The 25,117-nt window shown below is 71.4% G+C and carries 15 protein-coding genes, 1 rRNA gene and 1 pseudogene; 12 read left to right on the top strand and 5 right to left on the bottom strand.

All coding sequences use genetic code 11. From position 1 onward, the window contains the following. Positions 1-86: ribosomal RNA gene (gene rrf / locus ACIP4Z_RS04585) — 5S ribosomal RNA — on the top strand; the annotation flags it as partial. A 67-nt stretch (positions 87-153) separates the two neighbouring features. Here the strand turns inward: rrf and ACIP4Z_RS04580 are convergent. After that, positions 154-1,662, bottom strand: coding sequence for a hypothetical protein (locus tag ACIP4Z_RS04580; protein ID WP_401304983.1), 1,509 nt, complete (start codon positions 1,660-1,662; stop codon positions 154-156). Between the two features lie 95 nt (positions 1,663-1,757). On the opposite strand from ACIP4Z_RS04580, the gene mtnA reads away from it, so the two are divergent. The 7 genes and pseudogenes from mtnA to ACIP4Z_RS04545 all read left to right on the top strand — a co-directional run. Then, the gene (mtnA, locus tag ACIP4Z_RS04575) at positions 1,758-2,855 is read left to right on the top strand and encodes an S-methyl-5-thioribose-1-phosphate isomerase (RefSeq protein ID WP_401304982.1); all 1,098 of its coding nucleotides are present in this window, start codon (positions 1,758-1,760) and stop codon (positions 2,853-2,855) included. A 96-nt stretch (positions 2,856-2,951) separates the two neighbouring features. Continuing rightward, positions 2,952-3,641: an MtrAB system response regulator MtrA gene (mtrA, locus tag ACIP4Z_RS04570; RefSeq protein ID WP_188283097.1), complete on the top strand. Its 690-nt coding sequence runs from the start codon at positions 2,952-2,954 to the stop codon at positions 3,639-3,641. A gap of 1 nt (position 3,642) precedes the next feature. Further along, entirely contained in the window at positions 3,643-5,583 is a 1,941-nt protein-coding gene (gene mtrB, locus ACIP4Z_RS04565) for an MtrAB system histidine kinase MtrB (protein ID WP_401304979.1), read from the top strand. Then, the gene (locus ACIP4Z_RS04560) at positions 5,583-7,409 is read left to right on the top strand and encodes an LpqB family beta-propeller domain-containing protein (RefSeq protein WP_401304977.1); all 1,827 of its coding nucleotides are present in this window, start codon (positions 5,583-5,585) and stop codon (positions 7,407-7,409) included. Before mtrB ends, ACIP4Z_RS04560 begins: the two co-directional genes overlap by 1 nt. 100 nt (positions 7,410-7,509) lie before the next feature. Then, positions 7,510-8,226, top strand: coding sequence for a ComF family protein (locus ACIP4Z_RS04555; RefSeq protein WP_401304975.1), 717 nt, complete (start codon positions 7,510-7,512; stop codon positions 8,224-8,226). Positions 8,227-8,505: 279 nt separating this feature from the next. Further along, entirely contained in the window at positions 8,506-9,192 is a 687-nt protein-coding gene (gene hpf / locus ACIP4Z_RS04550) for a ribosome hibernation-promoting factor, HPF/YfiA family (protein WP_355342907.1), read from the top strand. A 176-nt stretch (positions 9,193-9,368) separates the two neighbouring features. Further along, positions 9,369-10,046 (top strand): annotated as a pseudogene (locus ACIP4Z_RS04545) (response regulator); the annotation flags it as partial. Between the two features lie 127 nt (positions 10,047-10,173). Here ACIP4Z_RS04545 and ACIP4Z_RS04540 read toward each other — a convergent pair. Next, positions 10,174-11,361, bottom strand: coding sequence for a DNA glycosylase AlkZ-like family protein (locus ACIP4Z_RS04540; RefSeq protein WP_391052554.1), 1,188 nt, complete (start codon positions 11,359-11,361; stop codon positions 10,174-10,176). A gap of 159 nt (positions 11,362-11,520) precedes the next feature. Then, positions 11,521-12,126 (bottom strand): GNAT family N-acetyltransferase, encoded by a 606-nt coding sequence (locus tag ACIP4Z_RS04535; RefSeq protein ID WP_401304972.1) that lies wholly within the window; start codon positions 12,124-12,126, stop codon positions 11,521-11,523. Positions 12,127-12,344: 218 nt separating this feature from the next. Here ACIP4Z_RS04535 and secA point away from each other — a divergent pair, with 218 nt between their 5' ends. Next, entirely contained in the window at positions 12,345-15,155 is a 2,811-nt protein-coding gene (secA, locus tag ACIP4Z_RS04530) for a preprotein translocase subunit SecA (protein WP_355342916.1), read from the top strand. A gap of 104 nt (positions 15,156-15,259) precedes the next feature. Here secA and ACIP4Z_RS04525 read toward each other — a convergent pair whose 3' ends face one another. Beyond that, on the bottom strand, positions 15,260-15,649 hold the full coding sequence (locus tag ACIP4Z_RS04525) for an Rv3235 family protein (protein WP_391117404.1): 390 nt from the start codon (positions 15,647-15,649) through the stop codon (positions 15,260-15,262). Positions 15,650-16,052: 403 nt separating this feature from the next. On the opposite strand from ACIP4Z_RS04525, the gene ACIP4Z_RS04520 reads away from it, so the two are divergent. The 3 genes from ACIP4Z_RS04520 to ACIP4Z_RS04510 all read left to right on the top strand — a co-directional run bounded on the left by ACIP4Z_RS04520 (position 16,053) and on the right by ACIP4Z_RS04510 (position 22,788). Then, positions 16,053-16,559, top strand: a complete 507-nt coding sequence (locus ACIP4Z_RS04520; RefSeq protein ID WP_355342922.1) for a DUF6912 family protein — start codon at positions 16,053-16,055, stop codon at positions 16,557-16,559. Between the two features lie 191 nt (positions 16,560-16,750). Next, positions 16,751-17,428: an HAD family hydrolase gene (locus ACIP4Z_RS04515; protein WP_355342925.1), complete on the top strand. Its 678-nt coding sequence runs from the start codon at positions 16,751-16,753 to the stop codon at positions 17,426-17,428. A 386-nt stretch (positions 17,429-17,814) separates the two neighbouring features. After that, positions 17,815-22,788: an NAD-glutamate dehydrogenase gene (locus ACIP4Z_RS04510; RefSeq protein ID WP_355342928.1), complete on the top strand. Its 4,974-nt coding sequence runs from the start codon at positions 17,815-17,817 to the stop codon at positions 22,786-22,788. A gap of 101 nt (positions 22,789-22,889) precedes the next feature. Here the strand turns inward: ACIP4Z_RS04510 and ACIP4Z_RS04505 are convergent, their stop codons facing one another. After that, positions 22,890-24,899 (bottom strand): protein kinase, encoded by a 2,010-nt coding sequence (locus tag ACIP4Z_RS04505; protein ID WP_401305063.1) that lies wholly within the window; start codon positions 24,897-24,899, stop codon positions 22,890-22,892. Positions 24,900-25,117: the final 218 nt, after the last annotated feature.

The following is a 25,117-nucleotide window of genomic DNA, read 5'->3' as shown; positions in this document are numbered from 1 at the left end:
GTTACATTCCGAACCCGGAAGCTAAGCCTTTCAGCGCCGATGGTACTGCAGGGGGGACCCTGTGGGAGAGTAGGACACCGCCGAACAATCTTTATAAAAGGCCCCGGCCCCCGAGTTTCGACTCGGGGGCCGGGGCCTTTCTGCGTTCCCTGGTCAGTCGGTGGTGACGGCGACGCTCGCAGCCGCGTTCGCGTCCGCATCGGTATTCGCGGCCCGCATCAGCTCGATGTCGAGAGCCTCACGGCGGATGCGCTGGTCCATGTACAGCAGCGTGGTGACGCCGGCGCTGATCGGCAGGCTGAGCGTCGCGGCGATGGCGGCACCGATTCCGCTGATGCCGAGGAACGCCCAGCCCGGGTTGGTGTCGCCGGAGAGGAAGGAGCCGAGGCTCTCACCGGTGATGCCACGGGCGATGAACATGAACGGCGTCTGGATGATGGCCGAGGCGATGTAGCAGAGGATCGCCGCGAGCGCCTGGACGCCGAGGACGCGCCACCAGGAGTTGCGTACCAGCTTCGCCGAGCGCTTCATCGCCGAGACGATGTCCTGCTTCTCGAGCATGAGGGCCGGTGCCGCCAGGCTCCACTGGATCATGAGCCAGAGCACGACGACGGAGGCGCCGATCAGGCCGAGGGAGGCAAGGGCGGCGCCGCCGCTCTCCGCACCCGCCAGGGCGATCAGTGCGCCGGGCAGGACGGCGCCCGCCAGGATTCCGGCGATGGCCAGCGGGATCAGCAGCGCGAGCCCGACCAGTTGGGGCAGTCGCGGGCGGGCTTCCCGCCACACCTGGGCGGCCGTGACCGGGCGGCCGAGCACGGCGCGGCTGGTGGCCATGGCGACCATCGCGGTCGCGGTGATCGTGCCGATGAGCATGACCAGAATGGTCAGGCCCGAGCTGGCGAAGGCACCGCTGACGGCGTGCATGATGTCGCCGACGCTCGGGTTGGGGTTGTCCCTGAGGTTCTCCAACCGGGTGTCGTTGCTGAGGAAGAAGCCGTCGACCACCACGGCCAGGCCCTGGGTGACCACGGCGATGGCCAGGGTGAAGCCGAGGATCGCGCGCCAGTGCCGCCGCAGTACGGCCAGGGAACCGTCGAGGATCTCGCCCGCGCCGAGCGGGCGCAGCGGGATGACGCCGGGCTTGGGCGCCGCGGGCCTGCTCCAGGGGCCCTGCTGCTGCCAGCCGCCGCCGGGGCCGCCGCCCGGTGCTGTGTTGCCCCAGCGCGGGCCTGAGGGGCCGGGGTGGCCGCCTTGCGGCGGTTGCGGGGGTGACCACCGGGCCCAGCCGGCGCCGGGCGCCTGACCCGTACCCGTACCGGAGGATCCGGCGGGAGGCGGGCCTGGGGCCGGTACGGTCGGGGGCCGGGTGTCGTGGGGGGTGTGCTGCCACTGGCCCGCGGGCGGCTGTTGGGCGGACCAGCCGCCGGGCGGCGGTGGCGTCGTGTCACCGGCGTCGGCCGTAGCGGGCCGGTCTCCCGTACCGGGAGCGGATGTGTCGCCGGAGTCGTCACCGGAGCTGTTGTCAGGACCGGCCGCGGACGTATCTGTTGACGTGTCCACGGGGGTGTCTTTCTCTGGTGCGGAGGAAGCGGGGCTGTCGCCGTCTTCCGGCTCGGAGGAGTCGGAGGATCCGGGCGAGGCCCAGCCCGGAGTGTTGGTCATCGGAGGCTGCCCCTTCACGTGGTGCTCGCTGTGGTACTGGCCGCCATCGTGCCATGGGCTGCCTTGGACCGGGCCGGGCAGGGCAGACTGGACGGATGGGTGATCAATACGTGCGACCTGTGACCGATGAGGCCGACGGTGCTTCCCGTACCATCCCCGCGCTGCGGTGGGAGGAACCCCCCGAGGGACCCGTGCTCGTGCTGCTCGACCAGACCCGACTTCCGCAGGAGGAGGTCGAGTTGGTGTGCACGGACGTGCAGGCGCTGGTGCAGGCGATACGTTCCCTCGCCGTGCGGGGCGCGCCGCTGCTCGGGCTCGCGGGGGCGTACGGCATCGCGTTGGCGGCGGCGCGCGGCTACGACGTGAACGAGGCCGCCGACCTGCTCGCGCACGCGCGGCCGACGGCCGTCAACCTCGGGTACGGGGTGCGCCGCGCGGTGACCGCCTTCCACGCGGCGCCTCCGCACCAGGGTGCCGCCTTCGCGTTGGCCGAGGCGCGGGCCCTGCACGAGGAGGACGCGGCGGCGAGCCGGGCGATGGCGGAGTACGGGGAGCGGCTGCTCGCCGAGTTGGTGCCGGGCGGCGGGTACCGGATTCTGACGCACTGCAACACCGGGGCCCTGGTGTCGGGCGGTGAGGGCACCGCGCTCGGTGTGGTCCTCGGGGCGCACAGGGCCGGGGAGTTGAGGCGTCTGTGGGTCGACGAGACCCGTCCTCTTCTTCAGGGCGCGCGGTTGACGGCGTACGAGGCGGCGCGGGCCGGGATGCCGTACACGCTGCTCGCCGACAGCGCGGCCGGGTCGCTGTTCACGGCGGGGGAGGTGGACGCGGTGCTGATCGGCGCGGACCGGATCGCGGCGGACGGCTCCACGGCGAACAAGGTAGGCAGCTATCCCCTCGCGGTCCTCGCCCGCTACCACCATGTGCCGTTCATCGTCGTGGCGCCGACGACCTCGGTGGATCTGAGCACGCCGGACGGCGCCGCGATCGAGGTGGAGCAGCGGGCCGGCAGCGAGGTGACCGACCTCGCGCCGTCACCGCTGGGCACTCAGGCCTACAATCCGGCCTTCGATGTGACGCCGCCGGAGCTGATTACTGCGATCATCACGGAGAACGGTGTGGTTTCGCCGGTCACCACAGAAGCTCTCGTAACTGTGTGTAATCACGAGACTCCCCGGGCAGGCTCTGACTAGGGGAGATCGGGCAGCGCATCTACGGCCATCGGCGGACAATGGTCGCGTAGCGTGACCTCGATCACCAAAGGTCACCGGTAACGATATGCAAATGGGATGATGGTCGGTATGAAGGGACGTGTGCTGGTCGTCGATGACGACACCGCGCTGTCAGAGATGCTTGGCATCGTGCTGCGCGGAGAGGGTTTCGAGCCGTCGTTCTGCGCTGACGGTGACAAGGCCCTGGCTGCTTTTCGGGAGTCCAAGCCGGATCTGGTGCTCCTTGACCTCATGCTGCCCGGACGGGACGGCATCGACGTATGCCGTCAGATCCGGGCGGAGTCCGGGGTGCCGATCGTGATGCTCACGGCGAAGAGCGACACCGTGGATGTGGTGGTGGGGCTCGAGTCGGGGGCTGACGACTATGTGATCAAGCCGTTCAAGCCGAAGGAGCTGGTGGCGAGGGTCAGGGCGCGACTGCGGAGGGCGGAGGAGCCGACTCCTGAGCAGCTCGCCATCGGCGATCTGGTGATCGACGTGGCGGGGCACTCGGTGAAGCGGGACGGGCAGCCGATCGCGCTGACGCCGTTGGAGTTCGACCTGCTGGTGGCGCTGGCCCGCAAGCCGTGGCAGGTGTTCACCCGTGAGGTGCTGCTCGAGCAGGTCTGGGGCTATCGGCACGCGGCGGACACCCGGCTGGTGAACGTCCATGTGCAGCGGCTGCGGTCCAAGGTGGAGCAGGACCCGGAGCGCCCGGAGATCGTGGTGACCGTCCGCGGTGTCGGTTACAAGGCGGGACCGGGCTGACATGTGCGCGTCGTACGAGCGGGAGCGGCTGGAGAGCCGGCTCGCGGACCCCATGCGGGGTCTCGCGCCGGTTTTCCGCTCGTTCGTGCGCTGGGCACGGCGACCGTTGCAGCCGGCGGTCCGGCTGTGGCGGCGCAATCTGCAACTGCGGGTGGTCGCCTTCACGCTGCTGATGTCGGTCGGCGTGGTGCTGCTGCTGGGCTTCGTCGTGATCGGGCAGGTCAAGAACGGCCTGCTCGACGCGAAGGAGAAGGCGGCTGAGAATCAGGCCACCACCGGCTTCTCCATCGCCCAGCAGCAGGCGAACAGGAGCCAGACGCAGGACGCCACCGGGGTCGGCTCGCAGAATCAGGCCGAGGACTCGGGCGCCTGGCTGACGACGCTGGTCCAGCAGTTCGCCAGCGGTGGCAACGGGGTGTACTGGATCGCCACGCTCAGCCCGGGCGCCGACGACGCGCGCTTCGGCGAGGGTGTCGTCAACGCGCACGGGCCGCGCAGCTCCGGCAGCCTGCTGCCGCAGGCGAGCATCCCCAAGTCGCTCAGCGACGCCGTCGAGTCCCACACCGGGGCGCTGAAGCAGTACACGACGGTGGTGACGGACGACGGGAAGGCGCCGCAGCCCGCGCTGGCCATCGGCAAGCGGCTCACGGACATCAACGGGAAGACGTACCAGCTCTACTACCTCTTCCCGTTCGGCCAGGAGGCCAAGACGCTCGGCCTGGTCAAGGGCACGCTGGCGACGGCGGGCATCTTCGTGGTGGTGCTGCTCGGCGCCATCGCCTGGCTGGTGACCCGGCAGGTCGTCACGCCGGTACGGATGGCGGCCGGGATCGCGGAGCGGCTCGCGGCGGGCCGATTGCAGGAACGTATGCAGGTCTCGGGTGAGGACGACATCGCGCGCCTCGGCGAGTCCTTCAACAAGATGGCGCAGAATCTCCAGGTCAAGATCCAGCAGTTGGAGGACCTGTCGAGGATGCAGCGCCGCTTCGTCTCCGACGTCTCGCACGAGCTGCGCACCCCGCTGACGACCGTACGGATGGCGGCGGACGTCATCCATGACGCGCGGACCGAATTCGATCCGGTGACCGCGCGCTCCGCCGAACTGTTGCAGAACCAGCTGGACCGTTTCGAGTCGCTGCTGTCCGACCTGCTGGAGATCAGCAGATTCGACGCGGGCGCCGCGGAGCTGGCCGCCGAGCCGATAGACCTGCGCGAGGTCGTACGGCGGGTGGTGGACGCCGCGGAGCCGCTGGCCGAGCGCAAGGGCAGCCACGTGGCGATACGCGGCGACGCGCAGCCGGTGATAGCCGAGGTCGACCCCCGCCGGGTGGAGCGCGTGCTGCGCAATCTGGTCGTCAACGCGATCGAGCACGGCGACGGCCGGGACGTGGTGGTACGGCTGGCCACGGCCGACGGCGCGGTGGCCGTCGCGGTGCGGGACTACGGCGTCGGGCTGAAGCCCGGTGAGGCGACGCGGGTGTTCAACCGCTTCTGGCGAGCCGATCCGGCGCGGGCGCGTACCACCGGCGGGACGGGCCTCGGCCTGTCCATCGCGGTGGAGGACGCCCGGCTGCACGGCGGCTGGCTCCAGGCGTGGGGCGAGCCGGGCGGCGGGTCGCAGTTCCGGATGACGCTGCCGCGGACCGCCGGCGAGAGCCTGCGCGGGTCGCCGATACCGCTGGAGCCGGACGATTCGCGGCGCAACCGCGGGCTGAATTCCTCGGGGCTGCCGGTCCGTGCCGCGACGGGGTCCGTGCCGGTGCCGCGGACCGCGGGCCCGGCCGGGCCGGGGCACCACGGGCAGCCGGGCTCGCAGATACCGCAGATTCCCCAGCGGCCGCCCGCGGTGCCGCGGTCGCCGTCGGCCGATCCCGCGGCGTTCCCCGGCAGCGGTGCGCGGGTCGTGGGACGGATGGACTCGGTCCGGGAGGACGACAGCTGATGGGTGCGCTGGGGGGCAGGGGACGCCTGCTGCGGAGCTGGCCGGGTGTGGTGTGCGCGGCGCTGTTGCTGGCCGGGTGCGCGGCGATACCCAGCAGCGGTGAGGTGCGCAAGGTCGGCGACGGACAGCACGCCGACGTGGACGCGCAGGTGCGGGTCTTCCCGTCGGCGCCGCACAAGGGCGAAAGCGCCTCCGACATCGTCAACGGCTTCATGGAGGCCACCACCAGCGGCGAGGCGGACTTCGAGACCGCGAAGAAGTACCTGTCCAAGGAGCTGGCCGGACACTGGGACCCCACCGCGAAGATCACCGTGCTCACCGGCACGACCCAGCCCCGGGAGGAGCCGGGCACGAGTCGCAAGGACTACGTGATGGTCGACCTGGCGGGCAAGAAGACGGCCGTCGTCGACGCCAAGCACGCCTACCGGCCGGACGAGGGCAACTTCGACACCTCGTTCCACCTGGTCAAGGAGAACAACGAGTGGCGGATCGACAGTCTTGAAGACGGCCTGGTGATCTCCGATCTGGACTTCAACCGGATATATCACCTGGTCAACATGTACTACTTCGCGGCGCTGGGCCCGGACGCGCATCGCTCGGGGAACGCCGACAAGACCCTGGTCGCCGACCCGGTCTACCTGCGCAAGCAGAGCGACTCGCTGGTGTCCACGGTCTCCGCGCTGCTGACCGGCCCCACGAACTGGCTGGCGCCCGTGGTCGAGACCGCGGCCCCCGAGGGCGCCCGGCTCTACGACAAGGCGCCCGACCACGGGGTGACGCTCGACGACTCCCAGCACCTCAGGGTGCGGCTCGACGCGCCCGCGCAGCGGTTCGCGGGGGAGCGCTGCGTGAAGCTGGCGGCGCAGCTCTTCACCACGGTGCAGGGCCAGGCCGCGCCCAAGGTGGACGCCGTCGACATCTCGGCGTCCGACGGCAGGACGGTCTGCTCGCTGCCCAAGGAACAGACGCTGGCGTTCAGCACGCAGAATCTGGTCGGCTCCTCGGACCACCAGTACTACATCGGGGCGCAGCCGCACCGGCTGCTGGAGGTGCCCTCGGACGGCGCCTCGACCACGGGTACGCCGGTGGCCGGGCCGTTCGGCGGGGCGAAGGCGGACCTGGAGTCGGTCGCGGTGCGCCGGGACGAGCAGATGGCCGCCGGGGTGAAGGGCGAGGGACGCCAACTGGTCACCGCCGGCCTGGACGCGGACGCCCAGCTCAGCGAGCCCGTGCTGACCAGCAAGGCGAAGGACGGTCTGAGCGCGCCGAGCTGGGACGGGCTCGACTACCTGTGGGTCGCCGACCGCGATCCGGGCGACCCCCGCGTGGTGGCGCTGCGCGACGGCGGCGGGCAGCCGATCCCGGTCTCCGTCAGCGGCCTGACCGGCCGTGTGGACGCGCTGCGCGTCGCCTCGGACGGCGTGCGGATCGCGCTGCTCGTCCGGCAGCCCAACGGGCTCGGGAAGTTGCAGCTCGGGCGGATCGAGCGGGGCGGTACGCAGGCGCATCCGACGTTCGCGGTGACGAATCTGCGCACGCTGACCCCCGCGGCCGACGGCGTCAGCTCGGTCTCCTGGGCGGGGCCGAGCCGCCTGGTGGCGCTCGACAGCGAATCCGAGGGCGTGCAGCAGATCAAGTACATCAGCACCGACGGCTCCCCGAAGCTGGCCTTCGAGGGGATCAGCCAGGCGTCTGTGGTGGCGGCCTCCGAGGACGTCTCGCGGGCGCTGCTGGCCTCGTACAACCAGAGCGTCTACCGGCTGCCGCCGGACTCCACGGGCAAGCGGGTCGAGCCGAAGGGCGACAGCCCGGTCTACCCCGGCTGAGAAAACCACCGTCAGCCTCCTGACCTGCGAAATCGTGGAGTTATCCACAGGTTGGGAGGGGGGCTGGCGGCGGGCGCCGAAACGGGGCAGAGTGGACGTCATGCGGGGCTGGTGGCAGGAGATCACCGGGCTGGTCCTGCCGGTGGACTGCGCCGGGTGCGGGCGTCCGCGTACGGAGCTGTGCGAGCGGTGCCGGGTACTGATCGGTGGGGCGGCCGAATCGGTGCCGGTGCGGCGCGTGCGTCCGACGCCGGAGCCGCCGGGGCTGCCGCCGGTCTACGCGGCCGGGCGATACGGGGACGAAGTGCGGGCCGTGGTCCTGGCGCACAAGGAGCGGGGTGCGCTGGGTCTGGCCCGACCGCTGGGCACGGCGCTGGCGGCGGCCGTGCGGCGGGTCGGCGTCCCCGGGACGGTCCTGCTGGTGCCGGTGCCCTCGGCACGGCGTGCGGTGGCGCGACGCGGCCACGACGCCACGGCCCGCATCGCCCGTGCGGCGGCCCGGGAGCTGCGCCGGGGCGGCGTACCCGCCAGGGCGGTGGCCGCGTTGCGCCAGCGGCGGCCGGTGGCGGACCAGTCCGGTCTCGGCGCGGCCGGGCGGCCGGCGAATCTGGCGGGCGCGGTGGCGGCGGCCGGCGGGTCGGCCGCGCTGCTGACGGTGGCGCCGGTCGTGCTGGTGGACGACCTGATGACCACCGGAGCCTCACTGACCGTGGCGGCGCGGGCGGTGACGGCGGCCGGGGGCCGGGTCGCCGGGGCGGCGGTCGTGGCTGGTCCGCACGATCCGGAACTCCACTCGGATGCGCGTCGTTGCAGGTAGTAGCGACGCATATTCACTCGGAAGGGGGTATGGCGTCGCTGAGGATGCCGACCTCCACACTCCGGGACTATGTTCGGGGGATAGGGAAGTGAACACCATGGGGTGTTGATCTTCTCAGTGGGGCAGGAGGAGGTGAAAGCCGCAGCTTCGTGGTCCCCGGTCAGCCCCGGGAGGCGAAGCGGCAGCCAACGCAGCGCCGGACGGGACTGGTACCCGAGCTGGCCTCAGCGAAAGGGATCGCCTCCGGTAGCCCGGGGCGATCCGGGAACGGAGTTCTGCGTGGACATCGTCGTCAAGGGCCGCAAGACCGAGGTGCCTGAGCGGTTCCGGAAGCACGTGGCCGAGAAGCTGGACAAGATCCAGAAGCTCGACGGCAAGGTGATCAGCCTCGACGTCGAGGTGTCCAAGGAGCTCAACCCCCGGCAGGCGGACCACGCCGACCGGGTGGAGATCACGCTCAACACCCGGGGCCCGGTCGTCCGGGCCGAGGCCGCGGCGGCCGACCCGTACGCGGCGCTGGACATCGCTGTGTCGAAGCTGGAGGCGCGGCTGCGCAAGGCCGCGAGCAAGCGCCACACCCGTCGTGGGAACGGCCGGATCCCGGCGGCCGAGGTCGCCGCGACCGTGCCGGACGCGGCGACCATCAACGGGGACGGGGAGCTGGCCGTCGACCGGCCGAGCACGGACAGTGTGCCCACCACGAGGTTCGGTCCGCTGGAGGTGCACGGCGAGGGCCCGCTGGTGGTGCGCGAGAAGACCCACGCGGCCACGCCGATGGCACTCGACCAGGCGCTCTACGAGATGGAGTTGGTCGGGCACGACTTCTATCTGTTCGTGGACAGCGAGACCAAGCAGCCGAGTGTCGTCTATCGCAGGCACGGTTACGACTACGGCGTGATTCATCTGAACTCGGACGAGAGCACCGTGGAAGAACCGGCGGGCGCGGGCGGCGTACTGCGCCGCTAGCGGCCACGCCCTAGGGCTGCAACCGGTGCCCCCGGGCCGTCCCGGGGGCACCACCGTGCCTGGACGTGAAATGCTGGACCAGTGGTCAACTCTGGTCTGAGGGGGAGGATCTGATGCCGGAGAGCTTTGAGCGCGGAATCACCGGCGAGCGTGGTCAGATCCCGTACGAGGAACCTGCCGGTCCGGCGCGTGCGGAGCCCATCCGGGTGCTGGTGGTCGACGACCACGCGCTCTTCCGGCGGGGCCTGGAGATCGTGCTCGCGCAGGAGGAGGACATCCAGGTCATCGGTGAGGCGGGGGACGGCGCGGAGGCGGTCGACAAGGCCGCCGACCTGTTGCCGGACATCGTGCTGATGGATGTGCGGATGCCCCGGCGCGGCGGGATCGAGGCGTGCACCTCGATCAAGGAGGTCGCGCCCAGCGCCAAGATCATCATGCTGACGATAAGCGACGAGGAAGCCGACCTCTACGAGGCGATCAAGGCCGGTGCCACCGGCTATCTCCTCAAGGAGATCTCCACCGACGAGGTGGCGACGGCGATCCGCGCGGTGGCGGACGGACAGTCGCAGATCAGTCCGTCGATGGCGTCGAAGCTGCTGACCGAGTTCAAGTCGATGATCCAGCGGACCGACGAGCGGCGGCTGCTGCCCGCGCCCAAGCTCACCGACCGGGAGCTGGAGGTGCTGAAGCTGGTCGCCACCGGGCTGAACAACCGGGACATCGCCAAGGAACTCTTCATCAGCGAGAACACGGTGAAGAACCACGTCCGCAACATCCTGGAGAAGCTTCAGCTCCACTCCCGGATGGAGGCCGTGGTCTACGCGATGCGCGAGAAGATCCTGGAGATCCGCTAGGGCCTGTCCCGCGCCGGGCATCGCGGCCATCACGTGCTGGGCATTGCCGGGTCCGGGCGCGCCCCCGGGCCGCCCGGACCCGGCGCCGCCCGGACCCACCACCTCGGCCCCGCGGGGCCGTACCCGCTCAGCGGCGGTCGTGGGTCAGCTTCAGCGCCGCCTCCAGCGGCTCGCGCAGCGGCTCCGGCAGCACCCGCTCCACCCGCGCCTCCTCGCAGCCCACCCAACCCGCCGCCTGCGCGATGGCGTCGGCCGCGGGCTGCACGGCCTTCGGGCCGTCGAGCGTGACCTGCCGGGCCACCAGCGTCTTCCCCTCGCGCGCCGGGTCGACGCGCCCGACCAGCCGCCCGCCCGCGAGCAGCGGCATCGCGAAGTAGCCGTGGATCCGCTTGGGCTTGGGGGTGTACGCCTCCAGCCGGTGCGTGAAGCCGAAGATCCGCTCGGTGCGCGGCCGGTCCCAGATCAGGGAGTCGAACGGCGACAGCAGCGTCGTACGGTGCCTGCCGCGCGGCTCGCTCGCCAGCGCCGCCGGATCGGCCCAGGCGGGCTTGCCCCAGCCCTCGACCTCGACGGGCACCAGACCGGTCGAGTCGATCACCGACATCACCTGCTCGCCCTTGAGCCGGTGGTAGTCCGCGAGGTCCGCGCGGGTGGCCACCCCCATCGCCGCGCCCGCCTGGACGACCAGCCGCCGTACGCACTCGGTGTCGTCCAGGTCGTCGTGGAGCAGCGCGTCGGGCACGGCCCGCTCGGCCAGGTCGTAGATCCGCTTCCAGCCGCGCCGCCGGGTGCAGACCACCTCGCCGGTGTCGAGCAGCCACTCCACCGCGATCTTGGTCTCCGACCAGTCCCACCACGGTCCGCCGTTCTTCGCGCCGCCGAGCTGCGTCGAATTCAGCGGCCCCTCGGCCTTGAGCTGGTCCAGGACGGCGGCGCACGAGCGCTCGGCGTCCTCCAGGACGTGCCAGCGGTGACCGCGGGCCCGCCGCGCCCTGCGCCGGAAGGCGAAGTGCGGCCACTCCTCGATGGGCAGGATGCAGGCCGCGTGCGACCAGTACTCGAAGGCGTGGTCGCCCGACCAGTACGCCTCCTCGACCTCCTCGCGGCCGACCGCGCCCAGCCGCGCGTACGGGATCAGCTCGTGCGAGCGGGCCAGTACCGAGATGGTGTCGAGCTGCACCGCGCCCAGCGAGCGCAGCACCCCGCGCGTCCCGGCCCGCCGGTCGGGAGCACCGAGGAAGCCCTGCGCCCGCAAGGCGAGCCTGCGTGCTTCGTCGGCGGACAGGGTGAGCTGAGGAGGCGGCAGCGGTGTCATGCCGGACAGCGTAGGACCGCCCACTGACAAGCCCCGCTGACCTGCGTCAACCTCGCGCGGCCCGCGGCCCCCCGCTCCGTACGGAAACCCCTCGCGCCTCGCGCCCGCCCCCCGTGACGGAGGAGCCTCAAGCGCCCGCCCCCCCGTGACGAAGGAGCCTCAGGCCCCCGCGCCCGGCGGATACGGCTCGTACGGCGTCTTGCCCTCGCGGTCCCAGTCCGTCGGCAGCAGGGAACCGCTCCAGGCGTCGCGGCGGGTGCCCGCGTAAAGGATCTTGGAGCGGACGGTGCCCTCCATGACGAAGCCGATGGAGCGGGCGACGGCGCGCGAGCCGTCGTTGCCCGCCTCCGCGTACCACTCGATCCGCTCGACGCCGAGAGCGTCGAAGGCCCAGGCGCAGACCGCGCGCCCCGCCTCGGCGGTGTAGCCCTTGCGGCGCTGCTCCCTCGCCGTCCAGTAGCCCAGCTCCGCCTGCCGCTCGGGCCCGGTCAGACCGGAGGCGCCGAACCGCAGCAGGCCCATGGAGCTGACGAGCGCGCCGCTGTCGGCGGTGAAGACGCCGAAGTTGTACATGGTGTCGTCGCGCCAGCCCTCGGGGCAGATGCGGCCGACGAAGTCCGCCGCGTTCTCGTGGGTGTACGGCGAGGGCACCGCCGTCCAGCGCGGAATATCGGGATCCTGGCAGGCCACATAGAGCGCCTCGGCGTCGTCCGGGGCCAGCGGACGCAGCAGCAGACGCTCGGTGGTGAGGGTGATCGGCTCCATGGACGCAGTATTGAGGAGAGCCGACGGCTGTGGAAAACCGTTTTGGCACCTCGGGGCCTCCCGGCCCGCTGGTCTCCTCGCTTACGATGGCCGTTGCAGCGGGGCCATCGGCGGACAGCCACTGGCAGAAAGCCATCGGCAGACATCGGCAGATCAAACCCCGCTGTGCCGGGTGCGGGCCAACCGCGCCAGGCCCGACCGGCAAGGAGCCAGCCTACGTGTCCGTCTTCAACAAGCTCATGCGTGCAGGCGAAGGCAAGATCCTGCGCAAACTGCACCGCATCGCGGACCAGGTCAATTCCATCGAAGAGGACTTCGTCAACCTCACCGATGCCGAGCTGCGGGCCCTCACCGACGAGTACAAGGAGCGGTACGCCGAGGGCGAGTCCCTCGACGACCTGCTGCCCGAGGCGTTCGCCACCGTCCGTGAGGCCGCCAAGCGCGTGCTCGGACAGCGTCACTACGACGTCCAGCTCATGGGCGGTGCCGCCCTGCACCTCGGGTATGTCGCCGAGATGCGCACCGGCGAGGGCAAGACCCTGGTCGGCACCCTGCCCGCGTATCTGAACGGGATCTCCGGCAAGGGCGTCCACCTCATCACGGTCAACGACTACCTCGCCGAGCGCGACTCGGAGTGGATGGGCCGCGTCCACAAATTCCTCGGCCTCGAGGTCGGCTGCATCCTGGCGAACATGTCGCCCGCCGAGCGCCGCGCCATGTACGCCTGCGACATCACCTACGGCACCAACAACGAATTCGGCTTCGACTACCTGCGCGACAACATGGCGTGGTCGAAGGACGAGCTGGTGCAGCGCGGCCACAACTTCGCGATCGTCGACGAGGTCGACTCGATCCTGGTGGACGAGGCCCGTACGCCGCTGATCATCTCCGGCCCGGCCGACCAGGCCACCAAGTGGTACAGCGACTTCGCCCGTCTGGTGAAGCGGCTCAACCGCGGCGAGGCGAGCAGCCTCGGCAAGGAGGAGACCGGCGACTACGACGTGGACGAGAAGAAGCGCACCGTCGCCATCCACGAGAGCGGCGTCACCAAGGTCGAGGACTGGCTGGGCATCGACAACCTCTACGAGTCGGTGAACACCCCGCTGGTCGGCTACCTGAACAACGCGATCAAGGCCAAGGAGCTGTACAAGAACGACAAGGACTACGTCGTCATGGACGGCGAAGTCATGATCGTCGACGAGCACACCGGCCGTATCCTCGCGGGCCGCCGCTACAACGAGGGCATGCACCAGGCGATCGAGGCGAAGGAAGGGGTGGACATCAAGGACGAGAACCAGACGCTCGCCACGATCACCCTCCAGAACTTCTTCCGCCTGTACGACAAGCTCTGCGGCATGACCGGTACGGCGATGACCGAGGCCGCCGAGTTCCACCAGATCTACAAGCTCGGCGTCGTCCCGATCCCGACCAACCGCGCGCTGGCCCGGATGGACAAGCCCGACCTGATCTACCGCACGGAAGAGGCGAAGTTCGCCGCCGTGGTCGAGGACATCGTCGAGAAGCACGAGAAGGGCCAGCCGGTCCTGGTCGGCACCGTCTCCGTCGAGAAGTCCGAGTACCTGTCGGCGCAGCTCTCCAAGCGCGGCGTGCCGCACGAGGTGCTCAACGCCAAGCAGCACGACCGTGAGGCGTCGATCGTCGCGCAGGCGGGCCGCAAGGGCGCCGTGACCGTGGCCACCAACATGGCCGGCCGCGGCACCGACATCAAGCTCGGCGGCAACCCCGACGACCTCGCCGAGGCGGAGCTGCGGCAGCGCGGCCTCGACCCGGTCGAGCACGTCGAGGAGTGGGCGGCGGCGCTGCCCGACGCCCTGGAGCGTGCCGAGCAGGCCGTCAAGGCCGAGCACGAGGAGGTCGTCGACCTCGGCGGGCTCTACGTGCTGGGCACCGAGCGGCACGAGTCGCGCCGGATCGACAACCAGCTCCGCGGCCGGTCCGGCCGTCAGGGCGACCCCGGCGAGTCCCGCTTCTACCTCTCGCTCGGCGACGACCTCATGCGGCTGTTCAAGGCGCAGATGGTCGAGCGCGTCATGGCGATGGCCAATGTGCCGGACGACGTGCCGATCGAGAACAAGATGGTCACCCGCGCCATCGCGTCGGCCCAGTCGCAGGTCGAGCAGCAGAACTTCGAGATCCGCAAGAACGTCCTGAAGTACGACGAGGTGCTCAACCGGCAGCGCGAGGTCATCTACGGCGAGCGCCGCCGCGTCCTGGAGGGCGAGGACCTGCACGAGCAGGTGCAGCACTTCATGGACGACACCATCGACGCGTACATCGACGCGGAGACCAAGGAAGGCTTCGCCGAGGACTGGGACCTGGACCGGCTGTGGGGCGCCTTCAAGCAGCTCTACCCGGTGAAGGTCACCATCGAGGAGCTGGAGGACGCGGCGGGCGACCGGGCCGGGATCACCGCCGAGTTCATCGCGGAGTCCGTCAAGGACGACATCCACGAGCAGTACGCGGAGCGCGAGAAGAGCCTCTCCGAGGACATCATGCGCGAGCTGGAGCGCCGCGTGGTGCTGTCGGTGCTCGACCGCAAGTGGCGTGAGCACCTGTACGAGATGGACTACCTCCAGGAGGGCATCGGGCTGCGCGCGATGGCGCAGCGCGACCCGCTGGTGGAGTACCAGCGCGAGGGCTTCGACATGTTCGGCGCCATGATGGACGGCATCAAGGAGGAGTCCGTCGGCTACCTGTTCAACCTGGAGGTCCAGGTCGAGCAGCAGGTCGAGGAGGTCCCGGTGGACGCCGCCGTCAGCGACGCCCCGCAGGACGCGGCGCCTTCGCTGACCAAGGACGCCAGGCCGGAGATCCGCGCCAAGGGCCTCGACGCCCCCAAGCGCGCCGACCGGCTGCACTTCTCCGCGCCGTCCGTGGACGGCGAGGGCGGTGTGGTCGAGGGCGACTTCGCGGGTGTCGACGCCGCCGACGGCGGTTCCGCCGAGGAGGGCCAGACGCGCGCCGAGCGCCGCAAGGCCGCCAAGGGCGGGCGCCGCCGCAAGAAGTAACGCCTACGGGCGGGCTCGACCGGACACGGCCGCGGGGCCGGACCCCTTTCTCACGGGTCCGGCCCCGCGGCCGTGCCGCGTCCAAGACGCTCACCCGCGGGAGGTCAGCCCGCCTGGACCGCCGTGCACCGCCAGCGGGCCTGCCCGTAGCCCGCCGAGGGCGGCGCGGCGGGCCCCGAGGGTTCGAGCCGGAAGGCCAGGGCGCGGAAGACGTCCTGGTCCAGGGCGACGACGGCCGCCACCTCCAGGGCGCCGTCCGCGGTGCGGAAGCATCGGCACCGGTACACGTAGGGGGTACGGCCGCGGGCCCGCAGCCGCCAGTCGGCGCGGGCGCCGTGCAGCTCCCACAGCCGTTGGTACGCCTCGTCCCTGACGCGTCCGGCCAGCGACGTCACGGGGCTGCGCCCGGTCAGCACGTCGAGCAGGCGCCCGGCGAACCACAGGTGCGGCGCGGGCGGGCGCGGCGCCGTCCCCGGCCGCGCCACGACCGCCACGGACCTCGCCGGGACCGGAACCGAGCCGGAGCCCCCGCTCGCCGCGCCTCCCGCCGGCCTCGCCACGGCGCCTGGACGCCCGCCTGGCCGCCCGCCGGGCCGGCGGCTGTCTCTGCGTCCGGGCGGACCGGCGCCGCCCGCCGTGCGCCGCTCCACGCCCGCGGCGCGCGGCGAAGCGGGAGCGGGCAGGGGAGGTGCCGGGGTTCCGGGTACGGGCACGGTTACGGGCGGCTGCGGCGGCGTCGTCTGCACGGGTGCTTCCCCTGTGGTCGCTACTGGCGGGTAGGGCGGTGACAGGGCGGTTCTAGGACCCGCGGAGAGGGGCTGGCAAGCGGGGTGCCGTCCGACGCAGGGCGCGGAGGAATTCACCTATTCGCGTGGTGGCGCACGTATGCTTCACGCCATGCGCGTCTATATTCCAACGACCCTGGCCGGTCTCGCCGAGGCGTACAAGGCGGGCGAGCTGGGGCCCGTACCGCTGGACGCCTACGCGGTGACGCCGAGCCTGCGCGAGTGGTACGTCTCGGACGACATCGAGGAGCTGGAGTACGCGGCCCTCAACCGCGCCGCCCAGGCGTCGCTGCGGCTGCTGGCCGTGCACCCGGACACCCCGCGCCGCCGGGTGGTCGTCGCCGTGGACGTGGACGACGCCGCCGTGACGTACGACCCGGACCACGGCCTGGACCCCGGCTCGCTCGGCGAGGTCCGCCTGGCGCGCGCCGTGCCGCTGTCCAGGACGGCCGCGGTGCACGTGGACGCCGACGACGCGCGGACCGATGTGACGGCCGCCGCGGCGGCCGTGGGCGCGGCCGACATGGGCGACGACGACGCGCAGTTCACCGTGGACGGCGCCGAGGACCACGACCTGCTCTGGTACGCGACGCAGGAGATCCCCAACCTCATCTCCTGACCCCGGCGCGCGAGGACCCGAGCGCGCGACCGGCTGAGCGCCCGACCGCGTGAACGCCCCGGCATCCGACCGCCCGGGCACCTGATCGGCTGAATCCGTTCGGCCCCCGCCCGGTCGTACGGCGGCCCCGCGTGGCCGGGACCCCACCCTCGGGCACCGGGCTGTCACACCCCGCGAGTACGGTTCGTGGAGTGAGCACGCATTCCGTAGGCACGCATCTGGTGTGGGACTGGAACGGCACCCTTTTCCACGACATCGACGCGGTGATCGAGGCGACGAACGCCTCGTTCGCCGAGCTGGGCCTGGCCCCGATCACCCTGGAGCGGTACCAGGAGCTGTACTGCGTGCCCGTGCCCCGGTTCTACGAGCGGCTGATGGGACGGCTGCCGACCGACGCCGAGTGGGAGGTGATGGACGCCGCCTTCCACCGCCACTACTGGGCGCTGGCCGGCCGCTGCGGCCTCGCCGAGGGCGCGGCCGAGCTGCTGGCCGCGCGCCGGGCCGCCGGGCTCACGCAGTCGCTGTGCTCGCTCGCCCCGCAGGACAATCTGCTGCCCGTGGTGACCTCGCACGGCATCATGGAGCACTTCGTCCGGGTGGACGGCCGTACCGGCCCCTCCAACCAGGGCAAGGCCGCGCAGATGGCCCGCCACCTCGCCGCGCTCGCCGACGTCGCCGCCGACCCCGGCCGGATCGTGGTGATCGGTGACGCGCTCGACGACGCGGTGGCCGCCGCCCACGTCGGCGCGCACGCCGTGCTGTACACCGGCGGCTCGCACAGCCGCGCCAGCCTGGAGAGCGCCGGGGTGCCGGTGGTCGACAGCCTCGCCGCCGCCGTCGTGGAAGCCGAGCGAATAGCCGCGGGCTAGAGCCTGTCCGGCGGACAGGCCCTGCCGCCGGGCTCCCGAATCGACGCTCGGGCCCGGTCCGCGCCCCGCTCCAACGCCGGAATCATCACCTCCGCATCGACTGTTCGCCGTCTCGTCCCGGTCCTGTTCCCGCCCGGTTCCTGTCCAGAGGGGCCAAAGGTGTGCAGTGCATTTGTACGAAGACGTCTCCTGACAGGCACCCGTGAGCGAGCGATAGCCTTGCGGCGTGATCAACGTTGATCAGTTCATCAGGGGCCACCGCGTGCGTACGGGCACGGCGGACCCCTCTTCCGGCATAGCGTCGTCCCGTAGCGGATACCCCGCGTCACGTGACGTCCTGCCATCACCCGACGTCACGCAATGGCGCGCGACAGGAGTCAGAGGACATGCAGACCAAGCTGGACGAAGCCAAGGCCGAACTGCTGGAACGAGCAGCCAAGGTCGCTGAGAACAGCCAGACGGGGGGACTACCCGGCCAGGGCCGCGACACAGAGGCGCTGACGGCGTTCCTCCGGGGTTACTACCTGCACAGCGCACCCGAGGACCTCAACGACCGCAATCCGGTCGATGTCTTCGGCGCGGCAGTCTCCCACTACCGGCTCGCGGAGGTACGCCCGCAGGGCAGTGCCAGCGTCCGGGTGCACACCCCCACCGTCGAGGAGAACGGCTGGCAGTCCAGCCACACCGTCGTCCAGGTCGTGACCGACGACATGCCCTTCCTCGTCGACTCGGTCACCAACGCGCTCACCCAGGCCGACCGCGGCATCCACGTCGTCTTCCACCCGCAGTTCCTGGTCCGCCGCGACGTGACCGGCAAGCTGCTGGAGATCGTCGCACCGGGGTGCGGACCCGAGGACGGCTCGCTCCCGCACGACGTGCTGGTCGAGTCCTGGATCCACGTCGAGATCGACCGCGAGACCGACCGCGCCGACCTCAAGGAGATCACCGCGGACCTGCGCCGCGTGCTCTCCGACGTCCGCGAGTCCGTCGAGGACTGGGCGAAGATGCGCGAGTCCACCAAGCGCATCGCCGACGAGCTGTCCGCGACCCCGCCGCCGCTGCCCGAGCGCGAGGTCAGCGAGGCCGTCGAGCTGCTGCGCTGGCTCAACGACGACCACTTCACCTTCCTCGGCTACCGCGAGTACGAGCTGACCACCGACACCGAGCCCGACGGCTCCACCGAGGACGTGCTGGTCGCCGTCCCCGGGACCGGTCTCGGCATCCTGCGCTCCGACCCGGTGCACCCCGGCACCGACGGCACCGACCCGGGCCATCACACCCACCTCGGGCACCCCGGCTCCCCGTCGTTCAGCAGGCTGCCCGCCGACGCCCGCGCCAAGGCCCGCGAACACCGGCTGCTGATCCTCACCAAGGCCAACAGCCGCTCCACCGTGCACCGTCCCTCGTATCTGGACTACGTCGGCGTGAAGAAGTTCGACGCCGAGGGCAATGTGATCGGCGAGCGCCGCTTCCTCGGCCTGTTCTCCTCCACCGCCTACACCGAGTCGATCCGCCGGGTCCCGGTGGTCCGCCGCAAGGTCGAGGAAGTCCTCGAAGGCGCCGGATTCACCGCCCACAGCCACGACGGCCGCGACCTGCTCCAGATCCTGGAGACGTACCCGCGCGACGAGCTGTTCCAGACCCCCGCCGACGAGCTGCGGTCCATCGCCACCAGCGTGCTGTACCTCCAGGAGCGCCGGAAGCTGCGGCTGTTCCTGCGGCAGGACGAGTACGGCCGCTACTACTCGGCGCTGGTCTACCTGCCGCGCGACCGCTACACCACGGCGGTACGACTGCGCCTGACCAACATCCTCCAGGACGAACTGGGCGGCCGAAGCGCCGACTTCACCGCCTGGAACACCGAATCGGTGCTGTCCCGGCTGCACTTCGTCATCCGCGTCGAACCCGGCGCGCCGCTGCCCGACATCACCGACGCCGACGTCGAGCGGATCGAGAGCCGGCTCTCCGACGCCACCCGCTCCTGGGCCGACGGCTTCGGCGAGGCGCTGACCGCCGAGTGCGGCGAGGAGCGCGCGGCCGAGCTGACCCGGCGGTACGCGCACGCGTTCCCCGACGGCTACCGCGCCGACTTCGCACCGCGCGTCGCCGTCGCCGACCTCCAGCACATCGAGGGCCTGGGCGCCGACGACTTCACCCTCAGCCTGTACGAGCCGGTCGGCGGCGCCAGCGACGAGCGCCGCTTCAAGATCTACCGCACCGGCGCGCCCGTCTCGCTGTCCGCCGTCCTGCCGGTGCTCCAGCGGCTCGGCGTCGAGGTCGTCGACGAGCGGCCGTACGAACTGCGCCGCTCGGACCAGACCCGCGCCTGGGTCTACGACTTCGGGCTGCGCCTGGACCCCAGCCTCGGCGACCTCGGCGACGACGCCCGCGAGCGGTTCCAGGCGGCCTTCGCCGCGACCTGGACCGACAAGGCGGAGAACGACGGCTTCAACTCCCTGGTGCTGCGCGCCGGTCTGGAGTGGCGCGAGGCCATGGTCCTGCGCGCGTACGCCAAGTACCTGCGCCAGGCCGGGTCCACCTTCAGCCAGGACTACATGGAGGACACCCTCCGTACCAACGTCCACACCACCCGGCTGCTGGTCAACCTCTTCCAGGCCCGCTTCTCGCCGGACCACCAGCGGGCCGGCAGCGAGCTGACCGACGGGCTGCTGGAGGAGCTGGACGGCGCGCTCGACCAGGTCGCCAGCCTCGACGAGGACCGCATCCTGCGGGCCTTCCTCACCCTGATCAAGGCGACGCTGCGCACCAACTACTTCCAGCGCCGCGACGACGGGCAGCCGCACGACTACCTGTCGATGAAGTTCGACCCGCAGGCCATCCCCGAACTGCCCGCGCCCCGACCGGCGTTCGAGATCTGGGTGTATTCCCCGCGGGTCGAGGGCGTCCACCTGCGGTTCGGCAAGGTCGCCCGCGGCGGTCTGCGCTGGTCCGACCGGCGCGAGGACTTCCGTACCGAGGTGCTGGGCCTGGTCAAGGCGCAGATGGTGAAGAACACCGTCATCGTGCCGGTCGGCGCGAAGGGCGGCTTCGTCGGCAAGCGGCTGCCCGACCCGGCCGCCGACCGCGACGCCTGGCTGGCCGAGGGCATCGCCTCGTACAAGACGTTCATCTCCGGCCTGCTCGACATCACCGACAATCTCGTCGGCGGCGAGGTCGTGCCGCCGACGGACGTGGTCAGGCACGACGAGGACGACACGTATCTGGTCGTCGCCGCGGACAAGGGCACCGCGTCGTTCTCCGACATCGCCAACGAGGTCGCGGTGTCGTACGGCTTCTGGCTCGGCGACGCCTTCGCCTCCGGCGGCTCGGTCGGCTACGACCACAAGAAGATGGCCATCACTTCCAGCGGCGCCTGGGAGTCGGTGAAGCGGCACTTCCGCGAGATGGGCGTCAACACCCAGGAAGAGGACTTCACCGTCGTCGGCATCGGCGACATGTCCGGTGACGTGTTCGGCAACGGCATGCTGCTGTCGGAGCACATCCGGCTGGTCGCGGCCTTCGACCACCGGCACATCTTCCTCGACCCGAAGCCGGACGCGGCCACCTCCTACGCCGAGCGGCGCCGCATCTTCGAGCTGCCGCGCAGCAGTTGGGCCGACTACGACACCAAGCTGCTGTCGTCGGGCGGCGGGATCTTCCCCCGTACCGCCAAGGCGATCCCGCTCAACGCGCAGATCCGCAAGGCGCTCGGCATCGAGACCGCCACCGCGAAGATCACCCCCGCCGAGCTGATGAAGGCGATCCTCCAGGCCCCGGTGGACCTGCTGTGGAACGGCGGCATCGGCACCTACGTCAAGGCGTCCACCGAGTCGCAGGCCGACGTCGGCGACAAGGCCAACGACGCGATCCGGATCGACGGCGCGGAACTGCGGGTCAAGGTCGTCGGCGAGGGCGGCAATCTGGGCTTCACCCAGCTCGGCCGGATCGAATTCGCCCTGAACGGCGGCCCGGAGGGGACCGGCGGCCACATCAACACCGACGCGATCGACAACAGCGCGGGTGTGGACGCCTCGGACCACGAGGTCAACATCAAGATCCTGCTCAACAGCGTCGTCGCCGAAGGGGACATGACCGTCAAGCAGCGCAATTCGCTGCTCGCGGAGATGACCCACGAGGTCGGCGACCTGGTGCTGCGCAACAACTACGCGCAGAACGTCTCGCTCGCCAACAGCATGGAGCAGGCCCCGAGTCTGCTCCACGCCCACCAGCGGTTCATCCGCCGCCTGGTGCGCGACGGCCACCTGGACCGGGCGCTGGAGTTCCTGCCGACCGACCGGCAGATCCGCGAGCGGCTGGCGGCCGGACAGGGCCTGACGCAGCCGGAGTTGGCGGTGATCCTCGCCTACGCCAAGATCACCACGGCCGAGGAACTGGTCCACACCGAACTGCCCGACGACCCGTACCTGCGCTCCCTGCTGCACGCGTACTTCCCCGTGCCGCTGCGGGAGCGCTTCGAGCGGCAGATCGACAACCACGCGCTGCACCGCGAGATCATCACGACCGTCCTGGTCAACGACACGGTGAACTCCGGCGGCACGACCTTCCTGCACCGCTTCCGCGAGGAGATCGGCGCCACCACGGAGGAGATCGTGCGGGCCCACACGGCCGCCCGCGCGATCTTCGGTCTCGCCGAGATCTGGGACGCGGTCGAGGCGCTGGACAACATCGTCGCCGCCGACGTGCAGACCCGGATCAGGCTGCACTCGCGGCGGCTGGTCGAGCGCGCCACCCGCTGGCTGCTCAACAACCGGCTCCAGCCGCTCCAGATCGCCGAGACCATCGACTTCTTCGCCGAGGGCGTCGCCGCGGTCTGGTCCCACCAGCCCAAGCTGCTGCGCGGCGCGGACGCGGACTGGTACCGGTCGCTGCGCGACGAGCTGACCGCAGCGGGGGTGCCGGACGAACTGGCCACCCGGGTCGCCGGATTCTCCGCGGCCTTCCCGGCGCTCGACATCGTCGACGTCGCGGACCGCACCGGCAAGGAGCCGCTGGACGTCGCGGAGGTCTACTTCGACCTCGCCGACCGGCTGGGGATCACGCAGCTCCTGGACCGGATCATCCTGCTGCCGCGCGCCGACCGCTGGCAGTCCATGGCCCGCGCCGCCATCCGCGAGGACCTCTTCGCGGCCCACGCGGCACTCACCGCCGACGTGCTGACGGCGGGCCCCGAAGGGTCCACGCCAGAGCAGCGCTACACGGCGTGGGAGGAGCAGAACGCGGGGCTGATCGGCCGCGCCCGCACCACCCTTGAGGAGATCCAGGGCGCCGAGGAGTTCGACCTGGCGAGTCTGTCGGTGGCGATGCGGACCTTCCGTACGCTGCTGCGCACGCACCGCTGAGCCGTACGCACCGCTGGGCCGTACGGTCGCGGCGGTGCGGCTGAACGCGGGCCCGGTGGGCGGCACTTGTGCGCAAGTGCCGCCCGCCGGGCCCGACCGCGCTACGGCGTGGGCGCGTCCGGCATCTTCCACACCGTCAGCAGCGTGGAGTACGTCGGCATCGGGTCGGTCATCATGTTGCCGGACGGCGTGACGTCGGTGACCTTCAGCATGGCCAGATTGCCCTCCGAGGTCACCGTGCACAGCACCGTGCCCTTGGCGATGTACGTGTCCTTGGCGAGGTCGTCCCGGTAGATCTCGCCGGACAGCGCGTCGGCGCCGACGCCGTTCCTGCACGCCTGGTAGTCGGTGCCGTCGGCCCGGCCGAAGGTGGTGAGGAACCGCATGCTGCCGTCGGCCCAGTCCTGGTACTCGATCTCGTAGCCGTCGGTGTCGCCGATCTGGCCGTTCGGCTCGACCCTCGCGCTGTCCAGGTCCACATGCGTGCCGTGGTTCCAGGCGGGCGAGCGGATGGTGAACTTGCGGTCCTGGAAGATGACTTGCGGCTGCCCGCCGCCGGGTGTGCCCGGGTCGGCAGAGGAGCCGCCGGGGGAGCCGGTCGGGTCGGTGCTCGCGGGGCCGGTGGTCGGAGCGGCAGCGGGGGACTGGGAGGTGGAGGTGCCGGGGCCGCCGCCGAGCGGCGACGTGCCCTGCGGGCCCTTGTCGTCGCCCTTGCCGTCGGAGTGGGTGAAAGCGTAGGTGAGCGTCACCGCGAGGATCACGGCCAGGACGCTGCCGCCGATGGCCATCACCTTCTGCGTCCGGCCGCTGGGGACCCGGCTCTGCCCGTCGTGCCCGTTCCCGTTCCCGTCGTGCCCCTCGTTCCCGTTTCCGGGACCGCGCCCGTGGCCGTCTCCGGGACCGCGCCCTTGCCCGTCTCCGGGACCGCGCCCTTGCCCGTTTCCGGGACCGCTCTCGGGACCGCTCGCACGACCGCTTCCGTCCCCGCGGCCGGTGGCTCCGTGGGCGCCGGTCGCGGGGCCGTCCACGTTCGTCGGCCCGAACATGCCCGAGGTGTAGGGGCCTGACGCGTACGGACCCGGCGTGTACGGGCCCGGCGCGTACGGGCCGGAGGGCGCGGCACCCGTCCCGGCGGGCGGTGCGGCCCGCGGCGCCCCCTGCGGCATCGCGGGCGGTACGGCGGGTGGTACGGCGGGCGCCGGTATGTGCGGCGGCGCGGCGGGCGCGGCAGGCGGTGCCGGGGCCGGCGGCAGGGCCGCGGCGGCCTCCCGCCGGGCTATCTCGGCCGCGAGCGGCTGCGGCAGCCAGCCGCTGAAGTCCCGGAGCGGGCGGCCCGCGCCGCGCTCGCACAGCTCGGCCAGCTCCGCGGGGGTGGGCCGGGCCGCCGGGTCCGCCGTCAGGCAGCGCTCCAGGACGGTCCGCAGCTCGTCGGGGTAACCGGACAGGTCGGGCGGCCGGACGGCGGTGTTGGCTATCTGCGTGGCGAGCGTGATCGCGCCCGCCGTGCCGTACGGGTGCCGTCCGGTGGCGGCGACCGCGGCGATCAGGCCGAGCGAGAACAGGTCGGTGGCCGGGGTGAGTTCGTGCCCGTTGGCGTGCTCGGGCGACATGTACTGCGGGGTGCCGATCAGGCCGCCGCTGCGGGTGAGCTGCGTGGAGTCCGCCGCGCGCGCGATGCCGAAGTCGATCACCCAGGGGCCGCCCGCGCCGAGCAGCACATTGCTGGGCTTGAGGTCGCGGTGGATGACGCCCGCCGCGTGCACCGCGCGCAGCGCCTCCGCCGCGCAGCCCACCAGTTGCAGCGCGGTGGCCACCGGCAGCGCCCCGTACCGGGCGAGCGCGTCGTCCAGCGGCAGCCCCGGAATGTAACTGGTCGCCAGCCAGGGCCGGTTGCCGGTGGTGTCGTGGTCGACGACCGGCACCACGTGGTAGCCCTGCACCCGGCGCGCGGACTGCACCTCCTGCTGGAAGCGCCGCCTGAACTCCTCGTCCTGCGCGTATTCGCGCCGGATCACCTTCAGCGCGACCGGCTGTCCGCCGCGGGTGTGCGAGAGGTAGACCGACCCCATCCCGCCCTCGCCGATCCGGGCCAGCAGCCGGTAACCGGCCACCTCGCGCGGGTCCTGCGGCTCCAGCGCCTGTAACGGACTCCCGCCCGGACCCTGATCAGAACCCGGTCCCGCGCCCGGCACCGGCACCGGACCCGCACCCGCGCCCGGCACCGGACCCGCTCCCGCGCCCGGCACCGGACCCGCTCCCGCGCCCGGCACCGGACCCGCTCCCGCGCCCGGCACCGGACCCGCTCCCGCGCCCGGCACCGGACCCGCAC

Origin of the sequence: Streptomyces sp. NPDC088910 (assembly GCF_044749865.1) — a bacterium.
GTDB lineage: Bacteria > Actinomycetota > Actinomycetes > Streptomycetales > Streptomycetaceae > Actinacidiphila.
This window is presented reverse-complemented; position numbering and strand designations above follow the sequence as displayed.